The 25,836-nt window shown below is 39.2% G+C and carries 24 protein-coding genes and 1 pseudogene; 17 read left to right on the forward strand and 8 right to left on the reverse strand.

The features are described from left to right. Positions 1-276: 276 nt before the first annotated feature. Both C9J45_RS00005 and C9J45_RS21705 read left to right on the forward strand, forming a co-directional pair. Entirely contained in the window at positions 277-630 is a 354-nt protein-coding gene (locus C9J45_RS00005) for a DUF6404 family protein (RefSeq protein WP_107205813.1), read from the forward strand. Positions 631-642: 12 nt separating this feature from the next. After that, positions 643-1,056: pseudogene (locus tag C9J45_RS21705) on the forward strand (MFS transporter); the annotation flags it as partial. A gap of 88 nt (positions 1,057-1,144) precedes the next feature. Here C9J45_RS21705 and htpX read toward each other — a convergent pair. Continuing rightward, positions 1,145-2,032: a protease HtpX gene (htpX, locus tag C9J45_RS00010; RefSeq protein WP_107205812.1), complete on the reverse strand. Its 888-nt coding sequence runs from the start codon at positions 2,030-2,032 to the stop codon at positions 1,145-1,147. Positions 2,033-2,480: 448 nt separating this feature from the next. On the opposite strand from htpX, the gene C9J45_RS21595 reads away from it, so the two are divergent. Further along, entirely contained in the window at positions 2,481-2,648 is a 168-nt protein-coding gene (locus tag C9J45_RS21595; RefSeq protein ID WP_199190683.1) for a hypothetical protein, read from the forward strand. An 88-nt stretch (positions 2,649-2,736) separates the two neighbouring features. On the opposite strand, the gene bioD is transcribed toward C9J45_RS21595, so the two are convergent. From bioD to bioB, 4 genes are read right to left on the reverse strand one after another with little or no spacing between them, the layout of a single operon-like run. After that, positions 2,737-3,417 carry a dethiobiotin synthase gene (bioD, locus tag C9J45_RS00015; protein ID WP_107205811.1) on the reverse strand — a complete coding sequence of 227 codons (681 nt, stop codon included), beginning with the start codon at positions 3,415-3,417 and terminating at the stop codon, positions 2,737-2,739. Then, positions 3,410-4,234 (reverse strand): malonyl-ACP O-methyltransferase BioC, encoded by an 825-nt coding sequence (bioC, locus tag C9J45_RS00020; RefSeq protein WP_107205810.1) that lies wholly within the window; start codon positions 4,232-4,234, stop codon positions 3,410-3,412. Before bioC ends, bioD begins: the two co-directional genes overlap by 8 nt. Further along, positions 4,227-5,411: an 8-amino-7-oxononanoate synthase gene (gene bioF, locus C9J45_RS00025; RefSeq protein ID WP_107205809.1), complete on the reverse strand. Its 1,185-nt coding sequence runs from the start codon at positions 5,409-5,411 to the stop codon at positions 4,227-4,229. Before bioF ends, bioC begins: the two co-directional genes overlap by 8 nt. After that, positions 5,398-6,450 carry a biotin synthase BioB gene (gene bioB, locus C9J45_RS00030; RefSeq protein ID WP_107205808.1) on the reverse strand — a complete coding sequence of 351 codons (1,053 nt, stop codon included), beginning with the start codon at positions 6,448-6,450 and terminating at the stop codon, positions 5,398-5,400. The genes bioF and bioB overlap by 14 nt, the downstream gene beginning before the upstream one ends. 215 nt (positions 6,451-6,665) lie before the next feature. Here bioB and bioA point away from each other — a divergent pair, with 215 nt between their 5' ends. From bioA to C9J45_RS00075, 9 genes are all read left to right on the forward strand, one after another. Continuing rightward, a complete protein-coding gene (gene bioA / locus C9J45_RS00035; RefSeq protein WP_107291997.1) occupies positions 6,666-7,949 on the forward strand; it encodes an adenosylmethionine--8-amino-7-oxononanoate transaminase in 1,284 nt (427 codons plus the stop codon). A 157-nt stretch (positions 7,950-8,106) separates the two neighbouring features. Then, positions 8,107-8,676: an LON peptidase substrate-binding domain-containing protein gene (locus C9J45_RS00040; protein WP_107260747.1), complete on the forward strand. Its 570-nt coding sequence runs from the start codon at positions 8,107-8,109 to the stop codon at positions 8,674-8,676. Between the two features lie 124 nt (positions 8,677-8,800). Next, the gene (locus C9J45_RS00045) at positions 8,801-9,373 is read left to right on the forward strand and encodes a sigma-70 family RNA polymerase sigma factor (protein ID WP_107205805.1); all 573 of its coding nucleotides are present in this window, start codon (positions 8,801-8,803) and stop codon (positions 9,371-9,373) included. Then, a complete protein-coding gene (locus C9J45_RS00050) occupies positions 9,363-10,064 on the forward strand; it encodes a ChrR family anti-sigma-E factor (RefSeq protein WP_107205804.1) in 702 nt (233 codons plus the stop codon). The genes C9J45_RS00045 and C9J45_RS00050 overlap by 11 nt, the downstream gene beginning before the upstream one ends. A gap of 647 nt (positions 10,065-10,711) precedes the next feature. Then, positions 10,712-12,295, forward strand: a complete 1,584-nt coding sequence (locus tag C9J45_RS00055; RefSeq protein WP_107291998.1) for an L-lactate permease — start codon at positions 10,712-10,714, stop codon at positions 12,293-12,295. Between the two features lie 99 nt (positions 12,296-12,394). Next, positions 12,395-13,114, forward strand: a complete 720-nt coding sequence (locus tag C9J45_RS00060; protein ID WP_107205802.1) for a (Fe-S)-binding protein — start codon at positions 12,395-12,397, stop codon at positions 13,112-13,114. 12 nt (positions 13,115-13,126) lie between these two features. Beyond that, on the forward strand, positions 13,127-14,539 hold the full coding sequence (locus C9J45_RS00065; protein WP_107260751.1) for a LutB/LldF family L-lactate oxidation iron-sulfur protein: 1,413 nt from the start codon (positions 13,127-13,129) through the stop codon (positions 14,537-14,539). A gap of 16 nt (positions 14,540-14,555) precedes the next feature. Continuing rightward, positions 14,556-15,308: a lactate utilization protein C gene (locus C9J45_RS00070; protein ID WP_107291999.1), complete on the forward strand. Its 753-nt coding sequence runs from the start codon at positions 14,556-14,558 to the stop codon at positions 15,306-15,308. Positions 15,309-15,471: 163 nt separating this feature from the next. Then, complete coding sequence (locus C9J45_RS00075; protein ID WP_107292000.1) at positions 15,472-16,374, forward strand: LysR family transcriptional regulator; 903 nt, start codon at positions 15,472-15,474, stop codon at positions 16,372-16,374. Between the two features lie 49 nt (positions 16,375-16,423). On the opposite strand, the gene C9J45_RS00080 is transcribed toward C9J45_RS00075, so the two are convergent. Beyond that, positions 16,424-17,638, reverse strand: coding sequence for an ROK family protein (locus C9J45_RS00080; protein ID WP_107292001.1), 1,215 nt, complete (start codon positions 17,636-17,638; stop codon positions 16,424-16,426). A 275-nt stretch (positions 17,639-17,913) separates the two neighbouring features. Between C9J45_RS00080 and queE the strand changes: the two genes are divergently transcribed. The 5 genes from queE (at position 17,914) to C9J45_RS00105 (ending at position 24,704) form a co-directional block, all read left to right on the forward strand. Next, the gene (gene queE, locus C9J45_RS00085) at positions 17,914-18,582 is read left to right on the forward strand and encodes a 7-carboxy-7-deazaguanine synthase QueE (protein WP_107290393.1); all 669 of its coding nucleotides are present in this window, start codon (positions 17,914-17,916) and stop codon (positions 18,580-18,582) included. A gap of 274 nt (positions 18,583-18,856) precedes the next feature. After that, positions 18,857-20,257, forward strand: coding sequence for an asparagine--tRNA ligase (gene asnS / locus C9J45_RS00090; protein WP_107205796.1), 1,401 nt, complete (start codon positions 18,857-18,859; stop codon positions 20,255-20,257). A gap of 990 nt (positions 20,258-21,247) precedes the next feature. Then, positions 21,248-22,549, forward strand: coding sequence for a GGDEF domain-containing protein (locus tag C9J45_RS00095; protein WP_107205795.1), 1,302 nt, complete (start codon positions 21,248-21,250; stop codon positions 22,547-22,549). Positions 22,550-22,651: 102 nt separating this feature from the next. After that, positions 22,652-23,407, forward strand: a complete 756-nt coding sequence (locus tag C9J45_RS00100) for an enoyl-CoA hydratase-related protein (RefSeq protein WP_107205794.1) — start codon at positions 22,652-22,654, stop codon at positions 23,405-23,407. A gap of 106 nt (positions 23,408-23,513) precedes the next feature. After that, complete coding sequence (locus C9J45_RS00105; protein ID WP_107205793.1) at positions 23,514-24,704, forward strand: amino acid aminotransferase; 1,191 nt, start codon at positions 23,514-23,516, stop codon at positions 24,702-24,704. Positions 24,705-24,812: 108 nt separating this feature from the next. Here the strand turns inward: C9J45_RS00105 and C9J45_RS00110 are convergent, their stop codons facing one another. Next, positions 24,813-25,118, reverse strand: a complete 306-nt coding sequence (locus tag C9J45_RS00110) for a hypothetical protein (protein WP_107205792.1) — start codon at positions 25,116-25,118, stop codon at positions 24,813-24,815. Positions 25,119-25,393: 275 nt separating this feature from the next. Beyond that, positions 25,394-25,804 carry a MarR family transcriptional regulator gene (locus C9J45_RS00115; RefSeq protein ID WP_107205791.1) on the reverse strand — a complete coding sequence of 137 codons (411 nt, stop codon included), beginning with the start codon at positions 25,802-25,804 and terminating at the stop codon, positions 25,394-25,396. Positions 25,805-25,836: the final 32 nt, after the last annotated feature.

Consider the following 25,836-nt stretch of genomic DNA (forward strand, 5'->3'; position numbering starts at 1 on the left):
TACAATAACTTATACACTTATAGCTACTCAATAAGAAATAATGCTTCGGTGAGAAACATTAATTAAATGATATTTTATATCTCGGTCGGCAACCTTACAGCAATAATTAATGCAAAACAATAAAGACATTTATCGATAAAAAATACAAATCACAACCATAAAAATTTCTTTATTAATTTATTAGCTTTTCATTTTAATTTGATTGTTTAAACTCATTTTTTACTACAAAATAATAACGCTGTCTTTTTCACATACACTATGTTTAGGGATAAAATAATGCATTTCGAACAGCAATTAGCCTTAGCACATCAAGAATTAACGCGCTATGGCATTCAGCCATCGAATAGTCATCCTATCAGCTTTCAATTATTGCACTGGTCAGGATTACAAGCACCTCTCCCTCATTATGGCCATTTCAAAACCAACTTTTCCATTTTTACTGCATGGTATAGTCTTATTTTTGCGATTATTTTCATTCTTGCAGAGATAATCAGCGATACGCCTATTGCTCTTTTTTCTGCTATTTTTACCTCTCTATTTGCAGGCATAACCGCAGGTATTTCAATGGCTACGTATTATTACTACAGCGCAAAGCGTTTTAATTTAAGCCCTTGGCATCAGTTAAAATAATATTAATTATAGAGCCAAACACAACCAGAAGCCTTAAAGGAGTATTTCAAAACAAAAGCTTTGATTTATTCACTTAGGTTTCTTGTCTGCGGTTTTCAGGTTATGTTTATCGCGACGCACTTACCAAACTATTTCGCAGATAAAGACTTACCTGCACCAACCGCTGCTATTGCGCAGACCTATGTCGGTATCTTTAATATCCAGGATCTTATTTTTGGGGCATTTGGGGTGACCGATTCAACAAAAGCGACGAAATAGCATCACTCTACCTGCAAGAACAGGCGTCATTACTGCGTTTTTATACTGCCTGTAACTGAAAATACTGCGGTTATTTCTGATGGGACTATCGTTTTTTGCTGGCTGGGGACTGTGCCATTAACTTCTGGCGTAGTTCGACAAGCCTCTTTCTCGTTTTACTTGCTCACTACGCAAGTTAAACGCAAAAAAAACCCTACTAATTTTCATTAATAGGGCTTTATTTAACGCTTTCTAGTTGAGAAAGTGTCTTTGTCGATTACTTGTTTAAGTACTCGCCTTGACGAAGTGCTTCAATACGTTTTTCTAGTGGTGGGTGAGTCATGAATAATTCAGATAATGACTTCTTACCATTAATACCAAACGCCATCATTGAACCTTCTAATTGTGGCTCGTGGCTCACTTTTAGACGCTCAAGTGCTGCGATCATCTTCTCACGACCAACAAGCTTTGCAGAACCCGCATCAGCGTAGAATTCACGATGGCGGCTGTACCACATTGTTAGAATACTTGCTAAGAAACCAAATAGAATTTCCATGATGGTCGATACGATAAAGTATGTCATGTAGCTACCGCCACTTTCACCTTCTTCATCGTTATTGTTCACACCACTGATTGCGCCAGCCACTAAACGTGAAACGAAAATAACAAAGGTATTCACAACACCTTGCATTAACGTCATTGTTACCATGTCACCATTCGCCACGTGACTCACTTCGTGAGCAAGTACAGCTTCAGCTTCATCACGTGTCATACTGTGTAATAAACCTGTAGAAACAGCGACAAGTGAATCATCACGTTTCGCACCTGTTGCAAATGCGTTAATATCTGGCGAATCATAAATCGCGACTGTTGGCATACCAATACCCGCCTGTTGTGCTTGGCGAGATACTGTTTCCATCAACCAGTGTTCTGTTTCGTTACGTGGGCTTTCGATAACCACACCACCAACAGAACGAAGGGCCATTGACTTTGACATCATCAAAGAAACCAATGAACCACCAAAACCAAATAGTGCAGCCATAACTAGCAAACCAGAAAGGCTACCGGGTTGCATCCCTGTTACAGCATAAACAATGTTCAATACAACACTGAACACCAGCATTACTGCTAAGTTTGTTAATAAAAACAATGCAATACGCTTCATATTTCTAATATTCTCCACTTAGAAATTATTTCAATTCCTACCGTTATCAGTAGAATCGATGCTATCTCTTAATACTGACTCTATAGTAAACAAAGTCTGTAACTTAACACTATATTCAATGAATATACGTATGATTTAAAGAGTTTAATTGTTACTAATTCTTTATATATGTTCAAAGTGGCAATTTATCAATAGCGAACACAGACAAAGGTTTTGCTTTATTTTTTTAATATCCTCAATCTATGACGTTCTTTAATCCTCTTATCCCTCATTAATATAAAATTAATATCATATTCACCATGATCATTAACTACATAATATCAATAAGTTATGAACAATAAATGTGCACTATCTTACTTGTTAGACTTTAGTCTTATTGCCTCAGAAAACATTCTCTACTATTGTGGCTGTGTTTATATTAGACAAAATGTTGAACCAGGGAGGATTCATGGCTAGTAAAGAGAATTACCAAGTTGCCGTTGATATTTTACGTTGTCACCTTGGCATGTCTTTAGAAGAAGCACATAAAGAGCTGGGTATTGATCAGGTATCAAAATCATCAGCAACAGAAACAGAAACACAAGAATTACTCATTGGCCTTAACCAAGATAATTAATTGTGTAATACCGCGGTCAGTTATAAAGATAAAGGCACTCAATGAGTGCCTTTATCTTATTCTGTGTATAAAAAACGATGATTAAACGCTATAACCCAAGCTTTTCTAATTGAATATACGATGATAAATCACGCCTATTAATACCTGGCATATAAGGAATTTCCCCTAATTTCACACCCGGTAAATTAAGCTCTAGCATTTTTATCATTTCTGCGTAATTTTCAACTCCAGGGTTAACCCGATTAGCAACCCAGCCAACCAGCTCTAAACCATCAGCTTCAATAGCTTCAGCCGTAAGCATGGCGTGGCTTAAACACCCTAATTTAATGCCTACCACTAAAATGACAGGTAACTTTTCTTGTTTAACCCATGTAGACAAGAAATCGGTACGTGTAACGGGCACACGCCACCCCCCCGCTCCTTCCACTAATACCACATCAGATTTCGCTTTAAGGTGTGCTAAGCCCTGTGAAAGCACATCAAAATCAATGGTTTTACCTTCTCTTTCTGCAGCCAAATGCGGCGAGACCGGATCTTTAAACGTATAAGGGTTCACTTCTTGATAAGTAAGCTCAACCGGCGATGCTTGTTGTATAAATAAAGCATCTGAATTGCGAAGTCCTTCGGCTGTTTCTTCACTGCCTGAAGCGATAGGCTTGTAACCTGCCATTTGAATATTGTGCTGACTGGCCGCTTGTAAAATAGCGCGACTACTGACTGTTTTACCGACTTCGGTATCCGTCCCAGTAAGGAAAAAAGCATTAGTCATTAATTAAAACTCCAAAACAAACTTGATACGTGGCGGGTAATAAATAGCTTTCATCACGATAGGCATCATAGGCATGCTCTAACGCGTTCAATGTTTTACGACCTAATAACACATTTTTCCTTTTTTGTTGCAAATGTGTAGCGCCAATGCCTTTTAGATCTTTCATTAACCCCAATGCTGATGGGTAATGAACGACTATGGGTGAGAATACTAATTTATCTATCTGTGTTCCTGTTTGCGCCAGCGCAACTTTTATTTCATTTTCTGTTTTAAAATCATTAACATGTTGATATTGATCAACTTGTGCCCACGCATCTTTTAACTCATTTAACGAACCATCAACCAACGTTGTGAAAAAGATCATACCGCCCGGCCGAACAATACGCTTTAATTCTTGAAGTGGTACAGCTAAGTCATCACACCACTGTAACGCCAAGCTACTAAAAGCAATATCATAGCTATTGTCTGCCAATGGCAAATTTTCAGCATCAGCCAATAGATAATCACAATCACTATTACAGCGTTGCTTGGCTTGCGCTAACATTTCTAAAGACAGATCAACTGCCGTCACATTAAAGCCAAGCTTTACCAATTCCGCACTAAAATAGCCCGTACCACAACCTACATCGATCGCTTTTTTATGGCTTCCTACGGCATGAAGATGAGGTAATTCCTCTAATAATAAATGCCCAACTTTACGTTGAAATGCCGCGGCGTTATCGTAATTTTTTGCCGCTTTACCAAAAGCCGATGCAACCGCTTGTTTATTTATTGGCATCGCTGGCTCGGTATTTAACGCCGTATTAAATTTATCCATTATATTGCTCATTAATTACCTCATTTAATGATGCAGCAAGCAGACGAATATCTTTATCATTATGTGTCGCTGTTAATGTGACGCGAAGACGAGCTGTATTTTGAGGAACCGTCGGAGGACGAATTGCACCTACCCATAATCCACGCTGTTTTAACTGCTCAGATATCGCGATAGTTTGTTCACTACTACCAATAACTATCGGTTTTATAGGGGTAATGGTGTACTGCAAAGGTATAGAAGCATCGAGGTGCTGGGTGAACAAATCACTTAACGCTGTTAATTTTTCTCGTCGCCAAGGTTGTTGCTGTATCACTTCACATGCTTTACTTAATGCATAGGCTTGAGCTGGCGGCATTGCTGTTGAGTAAATAAAGTGTCGTGCAAACTGAATCAAATATTCAGCAGTGTCGTTATCACATAATATTGCAGCGCCTTGAAGCCCAAACGCTTTACCGAATGTGATCACTAAAATATCTGCTTTTATTCCGCTCGCTGCACAACTCCCTCTTCCTTCATCGCCAAGTACACCACACCCATGTGCATCATCAACCACTAACCAACTTTTTTGTTTATCACAAACATGACGTAATGCTTTAAGCGGTGAACAATCACCATCCATGCTAAATACGCCTTCTGTAATCACCATTCGTGCTTGGTTAGGCTCGAGGACTTGTTTATCAAGTAATCTATCTAGGGCATCAATATCATTGTGTGGAAAACGCTTCATCATTGCTGGTGATAACATGCCCGCTTCCATCAATGAAGCATGATTCAACTTATCTTGGTACACACTGTCGTGCTTTTGTAATAGCGTAAAAAGCAAAGCTTGATTTGCGCTAAATCCGCTACTGAAAAGTAACGCCCTGTCATAACCGAGCCATTCCGATAATTGCGCTTCTAGATTTGCATGGGGAGAGTGATAACCTGTCACTAAGGGTGATGCGCCACTGCCAGCACCATATAGGCTCAACCCTTGCTGCCATGCTTCGATGATTTCAGATGACTGTGCTAATCCCAAATAATCATTACTTGAAAAGTTAACAAATGATTGTTGATCCGCAGAAATGTGTCCTGATTCATTACCCAGCTTACGAGATAAACAAGTACGGCTACGATAAAGCCTTTGTTTATCTCGTTCTGCTAACGCATGGCGAAAGCGTTGACTAAACAGAGGCATCGTAAAAGATGTCATCTTTAGTCGGGCGAGATGCCACACGTTGTGCCACTTTGCCTAATAATTCATGTTCTTGAACTTCATCAGGTTTCGCTGCTTGTTGCTCACTGTTAATCCCTAACTTAGCAAACAACTGCATGTCTTTATCTTCACCTGGGTTTGGTGTTGTCAGTAATTTGCAACCATAGAACACAGAATTAGCACCCGCCATGAAACAAAGCGCTTGCATCTGCTCATTCATGTCTTCACGACCAGCTGATAAACGTACCGCTGACATTGGCATAATAATACGGGCAACCGCAATAATACGTATAAAGTCAAAAGGATCGACATCATCAACACTTTCTAACGGTGTCCCTTTCACTTTTACCAACATATTAATCGGTACACTTTCAGGGTGAACAGGCAGGTTCGCTAGCTCAACCAATAATCCGGCGCGATCACGCGAGCTTTCACCCATTCCAATGATCCCACCTGAACAAATTTTCATCCCAGCATCACGAACATGAGATAACGTATCAAGTCGATCTTGATAAGTACGTGTGGTGATAATATTGCCGTAGTATTCAGGGGAAGTATCAAGGTTATGGTTGTAATAATCTAAACCAGCATCGGCAAGCGTATCGGCTTGATCACTGGTGATCATACCCAGCGTCATACACGTTTCTAAACCCATTTCTTTTACGCCTTTAACCATATCGAGTAGATACGGCATGTCGCGCTCTTTCGGGTTCTTCCAAGCCGCTCCCATACAGAAACGGGTTGCGCCTGATTGCTTTGCTTTATTTGCAGCGTCTAGGACACGCTCAACTTCCAATAAGCGTTCCTTATCTACATCGGTACGATAATGAGCACTCTGTGGGCAATACTTACAATCTTCAGGACATGCGCCTGTTTTAATCGAAAGCAAAGTACTGACTTGTACTTGATTAGGCTGATGATATTGACGATGTACTTGCTGTGCTTCAAAGACTAAATCCATAAAGGGTTTATCGAATAAAGCTTGGACTTCCTCTACTGTCCAATTATTACGTACTTCCACAGTCTGACCTCAATTATAGTTATCTTACGACTCACAAGGACTTGCTCGATCCTTCATGTTTACCTTATGTTTCACAGTTCTAGTTGTTAACGTCTTGTTTCACTTTTACTAAGTAAAAAGCTATTAAATGATAACGCTATGAACTATTACTACTTGGCTAGTCTACTAACAGCACGTAGACTGTCAACTATGGATAATAACAGAGGTTTACATCTGTGCAAAAAACGAACAATGTAGATATTAATTTTGATAAAGAACACGTTTGGCATCCCTATACATCAACAGTTACTCCCCTACCTTGCTACCCTGTTACATCAGCCCAAGGCGTTTATCTCACCCTTGAAGATGGTACGCAGTTAATCGATGGTATGTCATCATGGTGGTCGACTATTCATGGTTATAATCACCCAGTTTTAACTGAAGCGGCAAAAGCGCAGCTTGATAAAATGTCACATGTGATGTTTGGTGGTATCACCCACCAGCCAGCCGTTGATTTGTGTAAAAAACTCATTTCCATCACCCCAGATCCTTTAGACAAAGTGTTTCTTGCCGATTCTGGCTCTGTTGCCGTTGAAGTTGCTCTTAAAATGGCATTGCAATATTGGCACGCACAAAATGAATCTCGCGCAAAATTTTTAACGGTTAGCCATGGCTATCACGGTGATACTTTTGCCGCGATGTCTGTGACTGATCCCACCAATTCCATGCATAGCATTTATAAAGGTTTTTTACCTGAGCATATTTTTGCCAAATCGCCAGAATGTGGATTTGGGGATAATTGGGATGAAACTGACATTGCTGACTTTGAAGAAAAAATACGTCTTCATCATCATGATCTTGCTGCGGTGATTATTGAACCCATTGTTCAAGGTGCAGGTGGCATGCGTTTTTATCATCCAACGTATTTAAAACGTATTCGTGAGCTCTGTGATCAATACAATGTTTTACTTATTGCTGATGAGATTGCTGTCGGATTTGGTCGAACAGGTAAATTATTCGCCTGTGAACACGCAGAAATAAGCCCTGATATTATGTGCTTAGGTAAAGCGTTGACGGGTGGATATATGACCTTGTCAGCCACGCTGACCACCAAGCATGTCGCCGATACCGTATGCAGCGGTGAAGCGCAATGCTTTATGCATGGACCAACATTTATGGGGAATCCCCTTGCTTGTGCCGTTGCAAACGCCAGTTTAGATTTATTAGCAGAAAATAAATGGCAACAACAAGTCAAAAATATAGAGCAGCAATTAGCGCAGGAACTGCCAGTAATTGCAGAACTTGAAAATGTAAAATCTGTCCGTTGGTTAGGTGCCATCGGTGTGGTTGAACTGCATCACCCTGTTGAAATGAAAAGTATTCAAGAGAAGTTTGTTCAACAAGGCGTTTGGGTTCGCCCCTTTGGCAAACTTGTCTATATTATGCCGCCATTCATTATTAGCTCTTCACAGCTAACCCTACTGACGACTGCAATTAAAAAAGTTATAAGTTCAATATAACGGTCATTAATTCTAGCGAAAATATCGCATGATTTATCATAAAGCAGACAAAAATCTTATTTATGTCTGCTTATACTTTAGGTCATGATGCCAGTACTAAAAATAATAATAATTTAAGTACAGTATCGATGAGAGTACGTCAGCTAGGGCTAAGATTATGCAAATACCTCTGTTTCCACTAGATGTTTATCTATTACCAGGCGGGATCAGCAAATTAAGGATCTTTGAACCTCGTTATATCAAACTGGTAAAAATTGCAGCTACAAACAAAAATGGATTCGGTTTGTGCATGTCAATCGATAATACGATCTGCCACTTTGGCACACGCGTAGTTATCACTGATTTTGATTCCTTACCAGACGGTGTATTGAGTATCACAATTCAAGCCGTTGAGTTATTTCTTATTGACGATCATTGGCGTGATGAAGACGATCTTTTCTTTGGCAGGATATCTTCCGTCCCTAATTGGCAAAGTACTGATATTAACTATACCGATGTTGAGATAGCAAACAGCCTTAAAGTACTTTTCCAAGAACATCCAGATCATGCAAGCTATTACCCTACCCCTAATTTTGAAGACATGACATGGGTATGTCAGCGCTGGCTTGAAATTTTACCCTTAGAAGTTAACCAAAAGCAGTGGTTCATGAGTCGAAACGACCATACTGCCGCCTTATCTTTTCTACACACGGTAATTGATGATAATTTGCAGAAAAATGATCCATAACTAAATTAATGACGTATCACTATGTAACTATTCACTATTTATATCAATACACATTGAGATTATGTCTATTATTACATACCCTAATTCTCAATCTAGTCATCATTATAGGTTGAGAACACCCACAATGAATGAGATCAGTATTGAGCAACAAAAACAATTACTCGTTAGTGTAGCAACAGACCGTGATAAAACGGCCTTTTCCGCTATATTTTCTCATTTTGCGCCAAAAATCCGCTCTTATGGTTTAAAACACCTCAAGCATGATGCGAATGCGATGGAGCTTGTTCAAGAAACAATGCTTACTGTTTGGCGTAAAGCACACCTTTTTCATCCTGAGAAAGGGGCAGTATCAACATGGGTTTATACAATAATGCGTAACCAATGCTTTGATATTCTACGTAAGCGTCAAGCAACAAAAGAAGATAATTACAGTGATGATATCTGGCCTATTTTTGAACAGAGACTCGTCACAACATCTGATGATCCAAGTAACGAACAGCTCAGTGATGAGCTCGTTACATTAATAGCAACATTACCAAAAAATCAACAAGTTGTAGTGAAGGAAATTTATCTCAATCAGCGTTCACATCAAGAACTTGCCGATCAGTTAGGACTCCCAGTGGGGACCGTAAAATCAAGGTTACGCTTAGGCTTGCAAAAGCTGCGTTCGCATTTGGAGAGTGACGATGCCTACTAATAATATATCGTTAATCAAACATCACCCCAATAAACAATTACTCGAGCAACACATAGAAGGTAGATTACCCCTTTCTATGTCGCTGGCTGTGGCAGCACATATTGAACTTTGCCCTCATTGCCAACAGTTAGAATCACAATTAACACCTCAAATTGCCAATGCTTCTTGGGCGCAAGCAAAAGATGCACAACGTGATTTACAGCATGATCTTAAAGTAGATGCATGTTTTTCTGCCATGCTGAGTGACATTACAGAGAGTAGTGATGACAATACGCCATACCATGAGCCAGAGTCCCTTACTATTGAATGTAAAGGTATAACCTATGCATTACCGAGAGCATTCACTAAATTTCATCAGTTAAATTGGCGCAATTTAGGGAAAATTAGTCGTGCTCGATTACCCTTTGAAGAAGGTGAAGTCAGATCCAGCTTATTGCACATAGGCAAAGGCGGTACTATCCCGACTCATACTCATAAAGGCTACGAACTTACGCTGTTGCTTGCTGGGGATTTCGAAGATGAAAACGGGCACTATGTTGCTGGTGATTTTATCTTACTTGATGAGTCACATTCAGGACACAGCCCAAAAACTTCTGAAGGGTGCCTTTGCTACACCGTGTCAAATGCCCCACTTCATTTTACTCAAGGTGTGAGCCAACTGTTTAACAGTATAGGTAAAGCCATATACTAAGACTTACTTACAGCCTCTCGCTAAATTCCTTATAGCTAGAAATACCGTTGAGAGGCTCTATAACCCTATTCATTTATTGACTCATTGCATTTATAATTTTTCACTTCACCTCGACAATATATATTTAACCTGACCATTCATTTACAATTTCAAATATAAAAACAACCTTATTTATAATATAAACAAAATAACGTCGTTTTATATTTCCATTCTTATACAAAAATAAAATCGCACTTGTAGTTTAATTACAACAAATACGATTTCATTTGAAAATAAGTCTTATTTTATTTTTTACTAAACTTATCTATTATTCAAAAAATTAGCATCTTTATTAGGTTGGAATCGCAAAATGTTTGTTTCCAATACTCACCTAATCAATTATTAAACACTCTCTCCAGAAACACACAACCCATTGATTATAAATAAATATAAAAATAACCGCTGATACATAACTGTCAACTAGCATCACATTTCTTTTATTTTTCATCACCTTTGGGATTAAAAAATAGATAGTCATCATCTATTTCCAACCTAAAATACTCTCCCCACTGCGGTTATGCGTTCAGTTATTACGTGTCACTCAGTAAATAATTAAAAATAACAACAAAACAATTTCGTGAAACAACGAAATAACCTAGGTGGGAAATATGTTAAATCTTGCAATATCGGTTATCCCTATTTTGCTTTTAATTTGGATGATGACAAAAAAGAATGCGTTACCATCACATATCGCATTACCAGTGACGGCACTCATCGTTGGTTTTTTACAACTTGTCTATTTTGGTACAGACAGCCAACTTTTAGCCGCAAACGTCATTTCTGGTGCATTATCCGCGATAACGCCAATATCAATTATTGCAGGTGCTATTTTATTAAATCGTACGTTAAACGTATCTGGTGCTGAAGATGTGATTCGCCAATGGTTAGAAGGCATCAGTAAAAACCAAGTCGGTCAGTTGATGATTATTGGATGGGCATTCGCTTTTATGATTGAAGGCGCATCAGGGTTTGGTACCCCGGCAGCAATTGCAGCGCCGATATTAGTCGGTCTTGGTTTTAATCCATTACGTGTAGCCATGCTAGCACTGGTTATGAATTCTGTTCCAGTCTCTTTTGGTGCAGTGGGTACACCTACATGGTTTGGTTTAGGCAACTTAGGACTTCCCGATGCAGAATTGCTTGATGTCGGTCGCCTATCAGCAATTATGCATACAGCGGCAGCGGTGGTTATTCCCGTCATTGCGCTTAAGTTTGTTGTTAACTGGCAACAAATAAAACGCAACTTTGTGTTTATCCAACTAAGCATTTGGTCATGTACTATACCTTATGTATGTCTAGCCCAGTGGAACTACGAGTTCCCAGCATTGATCGGTGGCGCAATTGGCTTAACGCTGTCGATTATTTTTGCTCGTTACAATATTGGTTTAGAAAAGCAGACAGATGCTCATAACAATGAAAAATTAGCAAGATTACCATTTGGTACTGTTTTTAAAGCAATGGCGCCAACACTATTACTGATTGTTATTTTAATCGTAACCCGTATTAAGCAACTTGGTCTCAAAGGCCTATTAAATGATGCAACGCCGATGTTACATCTAAATGTAGGTTTTGCTGATTTACATCTTAGCCAAGCGTTAATCATTCAGCTTAGTCATATTTTAGGTACAGATACATCTTGGGCATATAAAACACTCTATGTGCCAGCATTAATTCCGTTTTTTGTGGTAGTGCTTATTTCAATTCCTTTCCTAAAAATGAATATGCAGCAAACAAAACAAGTATTTAGTGATACCGCATCACGCATTAAAACACCGTTTATCGCCCTAGTAGGCGCGTTAATTATGGTGAAGTTTATGATGATTGGTGGAGAGCACTCACCCATTATGACAACGGGTAATGCCTTTGCTGATCTAATGGGTAAAAACTGGCAATACTGCGCCGCTTATTTAGGTGCGCTTGGTGCTTTTTTCTCAGGATCAGCAACCGTTTCAAACCTAACCTTTGGCGCAATTCAGCAGAGTATCGCGCACAATGTTGGGTTGCCTGAAACCACTATTTTAGCCATGCAATCTGTTGGTGGTGCGATGGGTAATATGGTGTGTATTAACAATATTATTGCGGTATCGACCATTCTTGGTATTGCAAATAAAGAAGGCTACATCATTAAGCGTACAGTGATCCCTATGATTTTGTACGGTGTGATTGCAGCATGTGTCAGCATTTTTATCTAATTGTCCCTACATAACATTAGATAAATGATTGGCTTGCTTTCGGGTAAGCCAATCTCAAATATGAACAATCAGGCGGTAACCCGCCACTGGAGCAATAAAATGAAGGTAAACTTTTTTGTCACCTGCCTAGGCGATACAGTAAAAGCTGAAGTTGCCAAAAAAACAGTAGGTTTACTAGAACAACTTGGCTGCGATGTGATCTTCCCAGAACGTCAAGGTTGTTGTGGTCAGCCTGCATTAAATAGTGGCTACATTGAAAAAAGTAAGCCGGCAATGAAAAGTATGATCCAAGCTTTTGAGATCAATGACTTCCCTATCGTAACCCCTGCCGGTTCTTGTGCGGCTGCGGTTAAAAAGTACCCTGAGTATTTAGCAGATGAACCAGAATGGGCAGAGCGCGCGAAAAAAGTCGCTGATCGTCTGTTCGAACTAACACAATTTGTTGTACGTCAGCTAGGTGTTGAAAACGTCGGTGCTCGTCTTGAAGGTAAAGGTGTTTACCATCCTTCTTGTAGCTTGATCCGTAAACTTGGCGTACGTGAAGAACCTCTACTTCTTCTAAGCAACGTTGAAGGACTTGAGCTTTTACCTATCGAAAACCAAGAAACATGTTGTGGTTTTGGCGGTACATTCTCTGTGAAAATGTCTGAAATCTCCGGTGAGATGGTGACAGAAAAAGTGCGTCACATTAAAGCAGCAGAGCCTGATTTCTTAATCGGCGCTGATATTAGCTGCTTATTAAATATTGGTGGTCGTATTAGCCGTGAAGGTCAACCAATCAAAGTGATGCACATTGTTGATGTGCTGATGAGTCGTTAAGAGGTCATTATTATGTCAATGAAAACAAGCAACCAAAAATTTAAAGATCGTATTCATGTAAAAATGAAAGACGAGTCTATGCGTGCCGCTGTTGCTAATGCACAAGAACGTATGTTCAAAAATCGCGCTGTTGCTGCGGAGAAACTCGGTAACTGGGAAGAGTGGCGCGAAATGGGTATGGATATCCGTAACCATGTGCTTGAAAACCTAGACTACTACCTACAACAACTTAGCGATAACGTTGAAAAGAACGGTGGTCATGTATTCTTTGCAGCAACAGCTGAAGATGCAACTAACTACATCGAAAAAATTATCCAGCAAAAGAATGCGAAAAAAGTGGTTAAGTCTAAATCCATGGTGACCGAAGAAATCGGTATGAACCAAGTGATTCAGCGTAATAACTGTGAAGTGATTGAAACCGATCTTGGCGAATACATTCTTCAAGTCGATGATTGTGATGCGCCATCACACATCGTTGTACCAGCACTACATAAAAACCGTACTCAAATTCGTGATGTTTTCAACAAGAAACTCGGTTACGAAGGCTCTTCTGATCCAGAAGAAATGACACGTTTTGTTCGTAAACATATTCGTCATGATTTCCTTGAAGCAGAGATCGGTATTACTGGCTGTAACTTTGCTATCGCAGAATCAGGCACCGTCACCCTTGTGACCAATGAAGGTAACGCACGTCTTGCAACCAGCCTACCGAAAACGCATATCGCGGTAATGGGTATGGAGCGTATCGTTCCTACGTTTGAAGAATTCGATATTGTTGCGAGTTTGCTATGTCGAAGTGCAGTAGGTCTACCTCTAACAGGTTATGTGACAGCACTTACAGGTCCTCGTGAAGACGGTAACTGTGATGGTCCTGAAGAGTTCCACTTGGTGATTGTAGATAACGGTCGTTCTAAAATTCTTGGTTCTCAATTCCGCTCTATCCTACGTTGTATCCGTTGTGCAGCGTGTGTTAACACGTGCCCTGCATACCGCCATATCGGTGGTCAATCTTACGGTTCAATCTATTCAGGCCCTATTGGTGCGGTACTTTCGCCACTACTTGGCGGCTATGAAGATTTTAAAGATCTACCCAATGCTTGTAGCTTATGTCGTGCTTGTCATGACGTATGTCCGGTGAAAATACCATTGTCTGATTTGCTGCTTAAACACCGTCAAATCATGGGTGAAGAGAAAATCACAGATTCCATGGAGCGAGCTTCCGTCAGTGGATTTAGCTTTGTGAATGCTCACCCTGCACTATGGGATAAAACCGTTAAGATCGGTGCTATCGTTGCAGGTAAACTGATTAAAAATGGTCAATTACCATTTAAAGTTGGTCTACTAAACGCATGGACTCAGACGCGTGATTTACCAAACCCATCGGGTGAGTCATTCCGCAGTTGGTTTAAAAACAAAAATAAATAATTAAGGAGCTTTCCGTATGTCATCTCAAAATGAGCAACGCATTTATAATCGCGATAGTTTCCTTAACAACATCGCTAAACAACTTGGTCGTGAGCGTATTACTACCCCAGTAGAGCGTCCGAACCTAAAATATAACTGTCACAAAGACGTATTTGCTGATAAATCACAAGATGAATTAAAAGATATCTTGGTCGAATACACGCAGTCTTCTTTAGGCGCACAAGCTATTGTGACAACCAAAGCACAGTTAGCAGAAGCACTGCGTAATGTTTGTTTCAAATATTGCAGCGAAGACGAAACAAACATTGATCCTGTTGGTGAAACCATCTTTACCGCAGATACTCGTCTACTTAACATTATTGACCCGAAAGATTTGAGCGCCGATAAGCATGGTGTTTACATTTGGGATCACTCGGCGGGTTACGAAGCAAACATCACAGTAGCTGAACGTGCAAAAGTTGGTGTTGTATTCGCTGAACAAGCGTTAGCAGAATCAGGCACAATGGTACTTTACAGCAACCCAGCACAGGGTCGCGCAGTAAGCCTATTACCAGAAGCTTCTGTATTCGTTGTACCTAAAAGCTCAATCGTTGCTCGTTTAACACAAGCAACTGAGATTCTGCATCAAAAAGCCATGAACGGTGAACGTGTACCTTCATGTGTTAACTTTATTTCAGGTCCGAGCTCGACAGCAGATATCGAGCTGATCAAAGTTGTTGGTGTGCATGGGCCCGTCTTTGCCACCTACATCATTATTGATGATATGTAAGCTTACTTATCACCAATAGTGATAGCAAACTAGTAGGATACTAGTGGTTAAGCACATTACGGGAATACGAATAACGCAGTCTTCGGGCTGCGTTTTTTTATCTAGAATTTAATCTTTTTAAGTATATAATCCTTCGCCTATTAGGCTTTAAGTGGGATAAATAATGCCAGCTATCGATGATCTCGTTTTATTCACTCAAGTTATTGAACATGGCTCATTCAGTAAGGTTGCTGAACTCAATAATGTGACTAAATCCGTTGTTAGCAAGCGTATTAGTAAACTTGAAACCGAATTAGGCTTACAACTTATATATCGCACCACACGAAAGCTAACACTCACAGAACCCGGTGAAGTGCTTTACCATCGTGCTAAAAGTATCAACCATGTTGCTCAAGCTGCTTTTGACTCTGTGAAGGGCTACAGCGAAGCACTTTCTGGTAAAATTCGGATGTCAGTACCGACAATTTCAGGCGAATTAGTATTAGCAAAAGCCGTGTCTGATTTTTGTCAGAAACACCCCGGTCTTTCGGTTGATATGTCGCTAAGCAATCACTTTGTCGATCTCGTTGCTGATAACTACGATTTGGTGATCCGTACCGGTTATCTCGAAGATTCAAGCTTAATCGCTCGTCATATTTTTAATTCTCGCTGGGTAATATGTGCCTCACCCGCTTACATTGAACATTATGGCAAGCCAGAAAAACCTAAAGATCTCAATAGCCATAATTGTCTAGGTTATAACCCTCAAAGTACTGGCCCTTTTGACTGGCAATTTATTAAACAAAATAAAATTTACACTCAAAAAGTCAGCGGAAACTTTTCATCCGACAATGCGATAGCGTTGAAAAAAAATGTCCTCGCAGGTAATGGTATCGCTTATCTACCCAATTGCTTAGTTCATGATGAATTAGAGCGCGGTGAGTTAGTTGAATTGCTCTCGGCACATGCGGGGAAAGTGGTGGGGATTTATGCTGTCTATCCGTATACCAGAAAACCTGCTAAACGGATTCAAGCACTGATTGAACATATTCGAGAAAGCTACATGGAAATTAAAGAAAAATTCTAATCTCCATGTAGTATCAATTAGTTATAGCAATCACTTAAATCAAATATAATTAACCGTCGACGAGTTTCATCAATAAATGTCCATCGTACAACGCTTGTTTAACCAAAGCCGCTCCCGGCATCGTCGCTTGAGTGTAAAAACAGCTTTCTTCTATTTCTAAGCCATCGAAATAAACAGGTAAGGTTTGCGAGCTAATACGATCCATAATCGCAGGATAAAGTACCGATTTAGCACGATTAAACTCCCCACCAATCAAAATGCGCTGAGGGTTAAATAGGTTAACCATTATCGCAATGGCTTGCCCTAAATTATGACCTAACTCCACAATAATTTGTCGCGCTAAACTGTCACCTTCTACTGCCGCATCACATACTGATTCAATCGTTAAAGGCATATGATTCAGCATCGATTCATGCCCTGCTTTAAGCTGCGTTTTCACTTGTTCTAAAATGGCCTGTAAACTCGCAACGGTTTCTAAGCAGCCATGATTACCACAAAAACAACGTTTGCCAAACGGCTTAATTTGAATATGCCCAAGCTCACCCACGTTACCGGTTTTCCCTTGCAGCACATTATCATCAAGGACAATCCCCGCCCCCACACCATGATGAATAGAAATCAAAATGGAGTTTGCAATACCACGAGAATTACCGAACAATTTTTCTGCTAAAGCCCATGAACGTGTGTCATTACCGATAAAAACAGGCAGTCCAGTTTCATTGTGAATAATTTCACCCAAGGGTAAATTAGACACATTATAATGTGGCATCTGTAATACCATACCTTCACTGGAATTAACTAACCCTGGTAATGACACTGCAATCGCTGTCATTCTGTCTAGTTCGCTAACATGATTGGCAAAGAAAATGTTTATTTCATCTAATAACTTTTTAACCACATCTTCTTGATGCAGTTGCTCAATATCTTGACGTTCTTCTACTAGAATTTCGCCGCCAAGTGCATGTAAAGCAATAGTAAGATAACCACGACCTAAACGAATAGATAAAAATTGCCACCCTTCATTGGCAGGAACTAGCCCAATAGCAGGTCGTCCACGGCTGCTCGGTTCTTGAAATTGCGTTTCTTTAATTAAATGCGCATCAATTAATTCACGGGTGATCTTAGTAATACTTGCGGGGGCAAGTTGACTGCGTTTAGACAATTCAATGCGCGAGATCGGCCCATACAAATCAATTAGTTTATATACGCTGCCGGCATTATTTCTTTTTATATGATCGATATGGCCTGGCTGAGCGACGTACATGTCGATACTCCTGAGAAAAATCAGCTTAAAAACCTTCGGAAACTAATTTTTTTACTTTGCGAAGTAATTGTGAAGCCTCTTATCGTCAGTACGTGACAAGTATCACTATCAACGACTAAAGACATTGAGTTTCGCTTCTGCGATAATGAAAAAAAGGCTTTTTTGCCTACTCTTTTTTTTAATTAGCGGATTTATTTCACGCAGTAACTTTTCTAATAATGATCATGTTTCATTGACACTAGAATGGTTATAGACGTGAAAATAAGAGGTTCAACGTGTACAAAATTAACGAAGTATTCGAAACAATTCAGGGTGAAGGTGTATTTACTGGCGTGCCTGCAATTTTTGTTCGATTACAAGTCTGCCCTGTTGGCTGCTCATGGTGTGACACCAAACAAACTTGGACAGCAGAGCCACAAGATTTAGTTAGCTTAGAGCAGATCATGGCTAAAACTGGGGACTCACCACTTTGGACTAATCTTGACGCTAATGGTGTAGTGCAATTATTACAAGATCAAAAATATACGGCTAAACATATTGTTATTACAGGCGGTGAACCTTGTATTTACGATCTTCGTCCTTTAACTCATGCACTAGAAGAAGCTGGCTTTAATTGTCAGATCGAAACCAGTGGCACATCTGAAATTCAAACCAGTGATAATACTTGGGTAACGGTATCGCCAAAAATTAACATGAAAGCAAAGTTGCCCGTCTTAGCTTCTTCCCTCGCGCGTGCTAACGAGATCAAGCACCCTGTCGGCACTAGCAAAGACATTGAACAACTTGATGCGCTCATTGATGGCGTGACGCTAAAACCTGATGTCACGATTGCGCTTCAACCTATCAGTCAAAAGCCACGTGCAACAGAACTATGTATTGAAACATGTATTCAACGTAACTGGCGTTTATCGATCCAAACACACAAATATCTAGCCATCGCTTAATCGCTCTGTACTTTGCTTGATTTATAAAACATTTATCAAAAAACCGCTTCGCTTTAATGTTTTACAACGCTAAAGCGAAGCGGTTTCTTGCAAATGACCGATAATTAACCAACTATCACCTCAAATTGCCTATTTCTTTCATCAATTTATCATTTGATTGATATCAATACTTGATGCTTGTCGTAAGAAAGGTAATATTGCTAATACATAAATATCTTTAAGCACGAGATACTTTAATTCCAAAGTCAGTGCCTAAACGGAGAATGATTTAAACATGACTTACGCGCCTGTAACAGACGTATTAAGCGGCAAACTAGCGGTAGACAGTGAAGTTACTGTTCGCGGTTGGGTTCGCTCACGTCGTGATTCCAAAGCTGGGATCTCTTTCCTTGCCATTTATGACGGCTCTTGTTTCGACCCGATTCAGGCCGTGGTCCCTAATGAGTTAAATAATTACCAGGATGAAGTACTTAAGCTTACAACTGGTTGCTCTGTTGAGGTTACCGGTACAATCGTAGCATCTCCTGCTAAAGGTCAAGATTTTGAACTAGCAGCAACCAACGTGAAAGTCGTTGGTTGGGTTGAAGATGCAGATTCTTACCCAATGGCTAAAACTCGTCACTCAATTGAGTACTTACGTGAAGTTGCACATCTTCGTCCACGTACTAACGTGATCGGCGCTGTTGCACGTGTTCGTAACTGTCTATCTCAAGCGATCCACCGTTTCTACCACGAGCAAGGCTTCTTCTGGATGTCTGCACCACTTATCACAGCATCTGACTGTGAAGGTGCCGGTGAAATGTTCCGTGTATCTACGCTAGACATGGCTAACATTCCAATGACTGATAAAGGCGAAGTAGACTTTGACAAAGATTTCTTTGGTAAAGAAACTTTCCTAACAGTCTCTGGTCAGCTAAATGCTGAAGCATATGCGTGTGCACTAAGCAAGGTTTACACTTTCGGCCCAACATTCCGTGCTGAAAACTCAAACACAAGCCGCCACCTAGCTGAGTTCTGGATGGTTGAGCCTGAAGTTGCATTCGCAGAACTTGACGATGTAGCTAAACTTGCTGAAGACATGCTGAAGTACGTATTCAAAGCGGTACTTGAAGAGCGTCGTGACGACCTTGAGTTCTTTGCTCAACGTATCGACAAAGACGCAATTTCTCGCCTAGAGAAGTTCGTAACATCTGACTTTGCACAAGTTGATTACACTGATGCAATTAAGATCCTTCAAGACTCTGGCCGTAAGTTCGAGTTCGATGTTGAGTGGGGCATTGATATGTCTTCTGAGCACGAGCGTTACCTTGCAGAAGAACACTTCCAAGCACCTGTAATTGTTAAGAACTACCCGAAAGACATCAAAGCATTCTACATGCGTTTGAATGACGACGGTAAGACAGTAGCAGCGATGGACGTATTGGCACCTGGCATTGGTGAAATCATCGGTGGTTCTCAACGTGAAGAGCGCCTAGACATTCTAGATGCACGTATGATTGAGATGGGTCTAGATCCTGAGCACATGGGTTGGTACCGCGATCTACGTCGTTACGGTAGTGTTCCACACGCTGGTTTCGGTCTAGGCTTTGAGCGTCTAGTCTCTTACGTAACTGGTATGGGTAACGTACGTGACGTGATCCCATTCCCACGTACTCCACGCTCTGCAAACTTCTAATCGTATTTAGTTTAGAATTGCAAAACGCAAAAAGGCTGCCCTATTGGCAGCCTTTCTTTTATCATCCATTTTGAAGAAATCTGATTAACAATGACATTAAACGACGTTAATCATTAAAGTCTAGGTTGTTAAACGGCACAGGTTTTGAGTAATAATACTCTTAAATCTTCTTATCAAGAGATATAATAGGTTGATAATACGAAATAAATTCATTATTTTTTCACCCTACTCCTAATAACTTTTTAATCCCAGCTGAGAATGAAATAGTCAATAATACCCGCTGCGATCAAGCACAATAATAAGAAATATATTAACCAGTAATAATAAATATTTCTCTGGTTTAATTTATCTTTTAAATAACGATTAACGACAACCAGTCCATTCAAATGACCTAAATCAGAACACATTATGAACCAACTTGTGGGTGTAAAACTATCATCATATTCAGAATGAAAAGATAAACACTTATTACAAAAATGATTGGAAAGTCAATGAGTCCGTTCGAAGTGCTTAGTTTATCAGCTCCTATTTTTACACCAATATAGCGGATATCATGACTATCATATTCTAACACTCTTAATTGTATTTGAGCGGCTTTACTACACGTTGATATTTTTCGATTTATTGTCTTTCTAACCCATAATCTGTATCTAATTTTTTGCCATAATCTTTTATATCAGAAGCAATAGTCGAATAGGTAATAAGGTAAGATAACCAAGATGCAGTTATCTTTTCGAATCCATAACTCATGAAAATAAGAATAGCAGTCAGCTGTCTTGATATTTTTACAATAGGATTAAAAACACCGCTATGACCTTACTCAAAACCCATAAATGTGCTTTAATTGTATCTAATATGAATAAAAAAAATTCGATAGATTTTACTTCTTGATACAATAAAATATCCTCATCAAAGAGATGGCAAATATGATTGAATTTATACTTTTAAGATATAAAATCCCATCCTTAATTTCTTGTATTGATATTGCAAATGTTCGGTAAGTTGACAAATAAAAACAAAAGTTTAATCAGTAGCCTTAAACTTTTCTCTCTTTTATTCATAGGAATATCAGGTGGATATTTCGCTTACAACGCCTATCATTTAGACGAATTTCATGAGCAATATTTTGAAAAAATTAATTCTATTTACTCTGTAAGTCGACGTTTTAGTTCATACTACAACAATACAAGCACCACCTTTATCCCAAAAGGGTTGCACGATTACAATGACGTTGACGTTTGGGTAAAAAAACCTTCAGATGTGAAATTATTATCAACAGGAATAAACCGTCTACGCTCTCAACTCGATGAGCTTACAGATAATAACATCTGGACGATTGCTGTTTTTGAAAATCCTGCTGACTATGTCCATTTTGATCCCGCTAGACCTCTTTATTTAGAACTTTATAAAAATAATCATGACAACGATATAATAAAGCGAATTATTAAACGAGAGGGTCTTGGTGAAACTTACCGCTATTTTTATGGCTGTAATTTAAAATTGACTGAAAGGTATGTAGAAGAAGGATCTAACCAAAATATCAGATCATTATATTACCCTATCTACAATAATCGTAAGTTAGATGCATTGCTGGCTATTGATATCAAAAGTAACTTACTTCATGAAGCACTTAAAAGTTACAATAACGAATTCAAAACGGTGCTTTATGAAAACCCAGCAAAGCATGGCTATAACATAAAAGAACTATTACCTTGTGCTAGCCAAGATCCCTTTTATGTAGGTGTAAACTTATTGGCTATTTTAAAAGTATCGCTTACGCCTGCATTATTTTTAACCTTCATGATTCAGCTATTACGTTCAAGATTGAAAAGAAGAAAATTTTCGTTACAACGCGATCTTATGACGCATTTCTATCGACGTGATTACTATGAGAAAAAGCTTCTTTCTCAAAAAAGCTTCTATTTGTTAATTATTGATATTGATAACTTTAAGTCTATAAATGATACCTATGGTCATGAAATGGGCGATGAAGTAATACGTACTGTCGCGGAAAGAGTTAATCAATGTATCCGCCAAAGTGATATCGCTATACGTTGGGGCGGGGAAGAATTTATTTTAAGCTTCCCGGTTATGACAAAAGAGCAATTAGAGCTGAAGGCAGAAGAAATACGACATATTATTCAGGTATACCCAATCCATGGGATTGATGTCACAATTTCAATTGGGGGTACGGTGTCGGACACATTATCATTTACTGAAGCATATAAAGTCAGTGATGATGCGTTATATCAGTCAAAACATAACGGCCGTAATCAATCAACGATTATTTAATGACGTTATTGCTGACGACTGCTTACTTTTGATACTAAATTAGCAAATAATGACTGTAATATGCCATCCTTGATAGATCACTCATTGTTCAAGGATGGCAACATGATCACTTCATCTTTATCAAATCATATTCTTACGCTCTCTATTGACCGCCCTTCCGCAAAAAATGCACTTAGCCTTGCTATGTATCAAGATCTTGCTCAACAGTTAGAACGAGCAAAAAATGATGATATATCCGTCGTTATTATTACAGGCAATGCTAATATTTTTTGCAGTGGTAATGATATTGAAGATTTTATTCAGTTAGCACAGGCAGATAGCACTCAAACACAAAAAAATAGAGCGATTATTGAACGCTTTATGTTCGCTATGATTGACTGTCCTGTGCCTATTATTGCCGCGGTTTCTGGTGCTGCTATTGGAATAGGTATGACACTGTTACAACACTGTGACTTTATTTTTGCCACTCCTAATACAATCTTCACTCTTCCCTTTGTAAAGCTCGGATTATGCCCTGAATTTGGTTCAAGCTTATTATTACCGCAATTACTCGGCGAACGAAAAGCCAAAGCAATGTTACTGCTTGGCGAGGAAATGACAGTAGAAGAAGCGCTATCTCTTGGTTTTATCAATCAAATAACCATTCAACCTGAACAACACGCTGTGCACTGTGCTAATGCACTTATCGCTTTACCTAAAGAAGCATTGCAGCACACTAAAAAACTCCTATCTGACCATTCACGCCAACAGCTAATTGATTGTATTGACAAAGAGAATGACCTTATTTTTAAGCTGATTAAACGCTCAGAAGCAACCAGTGCATTGTCTCGATTTAAGGAAAAAAAAAGTCAGACTTAATTCATGAATAAAAATTATGACTAATTTGTTGCATTTTCTTGTAAAGGTTCTATGACAAAGGGTATAAATAGACATTACCATTTATTAACGCCACGGATGACCAAATATGTTTGAGAAAATTACAGCAGCTCCTGCTGACCCAATTTTAGGTTTAACAGAAGAATTCAAAGCAGATACACGCGCAACAAAAATTAATCTAGGCGTTGGTATTTATAAAGATGAAACAGGTAATACGCCTGTCCTTGCCACAGTAAAAAAAGCAGAAGCTATTTTACTTGAAAAAGAAACAACAAAGTCATATCTAAGCATTCCTGGTACGCCTGAATACGGCCTAGCGGTTCAAGAGCTACTTTTTGGTAACGATGCAACAATCATCACTGAAAAACGCGCACAAACCGCTCAAGCACCTGGTGGTACTGGTGCATTACGTGTTGCCGCTGAATTTATTAAGCGTCAATTGGGTGATGTAAAAGTATGGATCAGTAATCCTACTTGGGCTAACCACCATGGTGTCTTTGGCGCTGCTGGTCTTGAAACACAGCAATACTCTTACTATAACGCTGAAACAAGTGATATTGACTTTGACGCGGCTATTGCTGATTTAAGCCAGGCTAGCGAAGGCGATATTGTTCTTCTGCATGGTTGCTGCCATAACCCAACGGGTATTGATCCAACAACAGAACAATGGCAAGTGTTAGCAAAACTCTGCATTGAGAAAAAACTACTACCAATGTTTGATTTTGCTTATCAAGGCTTTGCACGCGGTGTAGAAGAGGATGCGCAAGGTTTACGCATCTTTGCAGATCAACTGCCAGAATTACTGGTAGCAAGTTCATTCTCTAAGAACTTTGGTTTATACAATGAACGTGTAGGTGCATTTACACTTGTTGGTAAAACTGCAGAGCAAGCAGCCACAGCATTTAGCCAAGTGAAATCTATCGCACGTGTTATTTATTCTAACCCACCAGCTCACGGTGCTGCGATTGTAACAACCATCCTAAACAACGCTGAGCTGCGTGCAGAATGGGAACAAGAAGTTGCTGATATGCGTGATCGTATCCAAGAAATGCGTACGCTATTTGTAGCAACATTAAAAGAGTTAGGTGTCACTAACGACTTTAGCTTCATTGAACGCCAAAACGGTATGTTCTCGTTCTCTGGTTTATCAAAAGACCAAGTTACACAACTTAAAAATGATTTTGCTATTTATATTGTTGGTTCAGGCCGTATTAGTGTTGCGGGTATGACAAAAGATAATATGATGCCTTTATGTAAAGGTATTGCTGCCGTCTTATAATATAAAAGATGAGCAATAAAAGAGGACATTATGTCCTCTTTTTTATTTCCTACCGTAACAGCTATATGTCTTTTTTATGCAAGTTTGACTAATTTAAACAACATAAAATTAGCCAGATTTATTTAATGGTAATACATTACAATATAAATCTCGCTCGTAATTTCTATTTAGTTGTTCCTTCCAAGGCCTTTTTGCAATAGGAACAAGATAGAACATTTCACGTGTAGTATCAGTTACAAAAGCCATATTATGGCGCATCACTTCATAGTGAATATCATGAACAAACCCTAACGAGAAACTTTGTCTACCCGTTAATATATTTATATCTTCCCGCGTTAAAGAAACGCCTTGATTATCTTCAGCAAAACGATCAATCAACCAATCTGAAAATTCTCTCGCACTTATCATTGTCATAGATCATTAACTCCAAATGCTTCGAGCTCCTTGAAATTAACATCCAAATAAACGCTATATAAAACGTAAGCTAATAAATATTAAACGTAATCTAATAAATTATGGATATTAATTCATTATTATATTTATAGCATTAAAATAATTATTATTATAAATAATCGGAACGATGCATAAATAATAAAGTAGAACTTAATATTAGCAGAAGAAAATATTTTAGAAGGGATATAAATAAGAATAAAAACCCCCGCTTCTTAAAAAGAAGCGGGATTGGCTGATTAAAGTGCTTTGTATAAAACTTTGTTGCCAGCCAATTGGATGCGCTCAACTAACCCTTCTTCGGTCAATTTTTTTAACGCACCTGTAGCCCAAGAAGCCGCTTTCGCATCTTCCTGGCCAGCTTCTAAGCCAATGCCTTTAGGGTTTAAACCTTCAGCATTTTTCACAACAATATCTAACACTTGTTGCTGCTTAGGAGTTAATGATACTGCCGTTGTTGCTTTAGCAGGTGTCGGTTTAACTTCTTTTTTTGCTTCTACAGCTTTTGCCGCTGGTGCAGCTTTCACTGTTTCAACACTTGGTGCTTGTTTAGCTGCTTTTTTAGGCGCTGCTTTGGTCGCTAATTCAGCAAAAACAGGCGTCTGTTTTTGAAGTTTTAGCTGTACTTTACGTTTGTGAGAGATTCTCATTAAATTTCCTACTCCGTTGCACTACTTTCAGT

The organism is Photobacterium sp. GB-1 (assembly GCF_003026165.1).
Taxonomy (GTDB): domain Bacteria; phylum Pseudomonadota; class Gammaproteobacteria; order Enterobacterales; family Vibrionaceae; genus Photobacterium.

Coding starts and splice junctions, on each gene's coding strand:
- C9J45_RS00065 (WP_107260751.1), top strand. CDS start 13,127: ATGTCAATGAAAACAAGCAACCAAAAATTTAAAGATCGTATTCATGTA.
- bioD (WP_107205811.1), bottom strand. CDS start 3,417: ATGACTAATGCTTTTTTCCTTACTGGGACGGATACCGAAGTCGGTAAA.
- C9J45_RS00055 (WP_107291998.1), top strand. CDS start 10,712: ATGTTAAATCTTGCAATATCGGTTATCCCTATTTTGCTTTTAATTTGG.
- C9J45_RS00095 (WP_107205795.1), top strand. CDS start 21,248: ATGTTCGGTAAGTTGACAAATAAAAACAAAAGTTTAATCAGTAGCCTT.
- C9J45_RS00050 (WP_107205804.1), top strand. CDS start 9,363: ATGCCTACTAATAATATATCGTTAATCAAACATCACCCCAATAAACAA.
- C9J45_RS00080 (WP_107292001.1), bottom strand. CDS start 17,638: ATGTACGTCGCTCAGCCAGGCCATATCGATCATATAAAAAGAAATAAT.
- C9J45_RS00075 (WP_107292000.1), top strand. CDS start 15,472: ATGCCAGCTATCGATGATCTCGTTTTATTCACTCAAGTTATTGAACAT.
- bioF (WP_107205809.1), bottom strand. CDS start 5,411: ATGCCTCTGTTTAGTCAACGCTTTCGCCATGCGTTAGCAGAACGAGAT.
- C9J45_RS00045 (WP_107205805.1), top strand. CDS start 8,801: ATGAATGAGATCAGTATTGAGCAACAAAAACAATTACTCGTTAGTGTA.
- C9J45_RS00040 (WP_107260747.1), top strand. CDS start 8,107: ATGCAAATACCTCTGTTTCCACTAGATGTTTATCTATTACCAGGCGGG.
- C9J45_RS00110 (WP_107205792.1), bottom strand. CDS start 25,118: ATGACAATGATAAGTGCGAGAGAATTTTCAGATTGGTTGATTGATCGT.
- C9J45_RS00005 (WP_107205813.1), top strand. CDS start 277: ATGCATTTCGAACAGCAATTAGCCTTAGCACATCAAGAATTAACGCGC.
- C9J45_RS00070 (WP_107291999.1), top strand. CDS start 14,556: ATGTCATCTCAAAATGAGCAACGCATTTATAATCGCGATAGTTTCCTT.
- C9J45_RS00115 (WP_107205791.1), bottom strand. CDS start 25,804: ATGAGAATCTCTCACAAACGTAAAGTACAGCTAAAACTTCAAAAACAG.
- C9J45_RS00060 (WP_107205802.1), top strand. CDS start 12,395: ATGAAGGTAAACTTTTTTGTCACCTGCCTAGGCGATACAGTAAAAGCT.
- htpX (WP_107205812.1), bottom strand. CDS start 2,032: ATGAAGCGTATTGCATTGTTTTTATTAACAAACTTAGCAGTAATGCTG.
- bioC (WP_107205810.1), bottom strand. CDS start 4,234: ATGGATAAATTTAATACGGCGTTAAATACCGAGCCAGCGATGCCAATA.
- asnS (WP_107205796.1), top strand. CDS start 18,857: ATGACTTACGCGCCTGTAACAGACGTATTAAGCGGCAAACTAGCGGTA.
- C9J45_RS00105 (WP_107205793.1), top strand. CDS start 23,514: ATGTTTGAGAAAATTACAGCAGCTCCTGCTGACCCAATTTTAGGTTTA.
- C9J45_RS21595 (WP_199190683.1), top strand. CDS start 2,481: ATGGCTAGTAAAGAGAATTACCAAGTTGCCGTTGATATTTTACGTTGT.
- C9J45_RS00100 (WP_107205794.1), top strand. CDS start 22,652: ATGATCACTTCATCTTTATCAAATCATATTCTTACGCTCTCTATTGAC.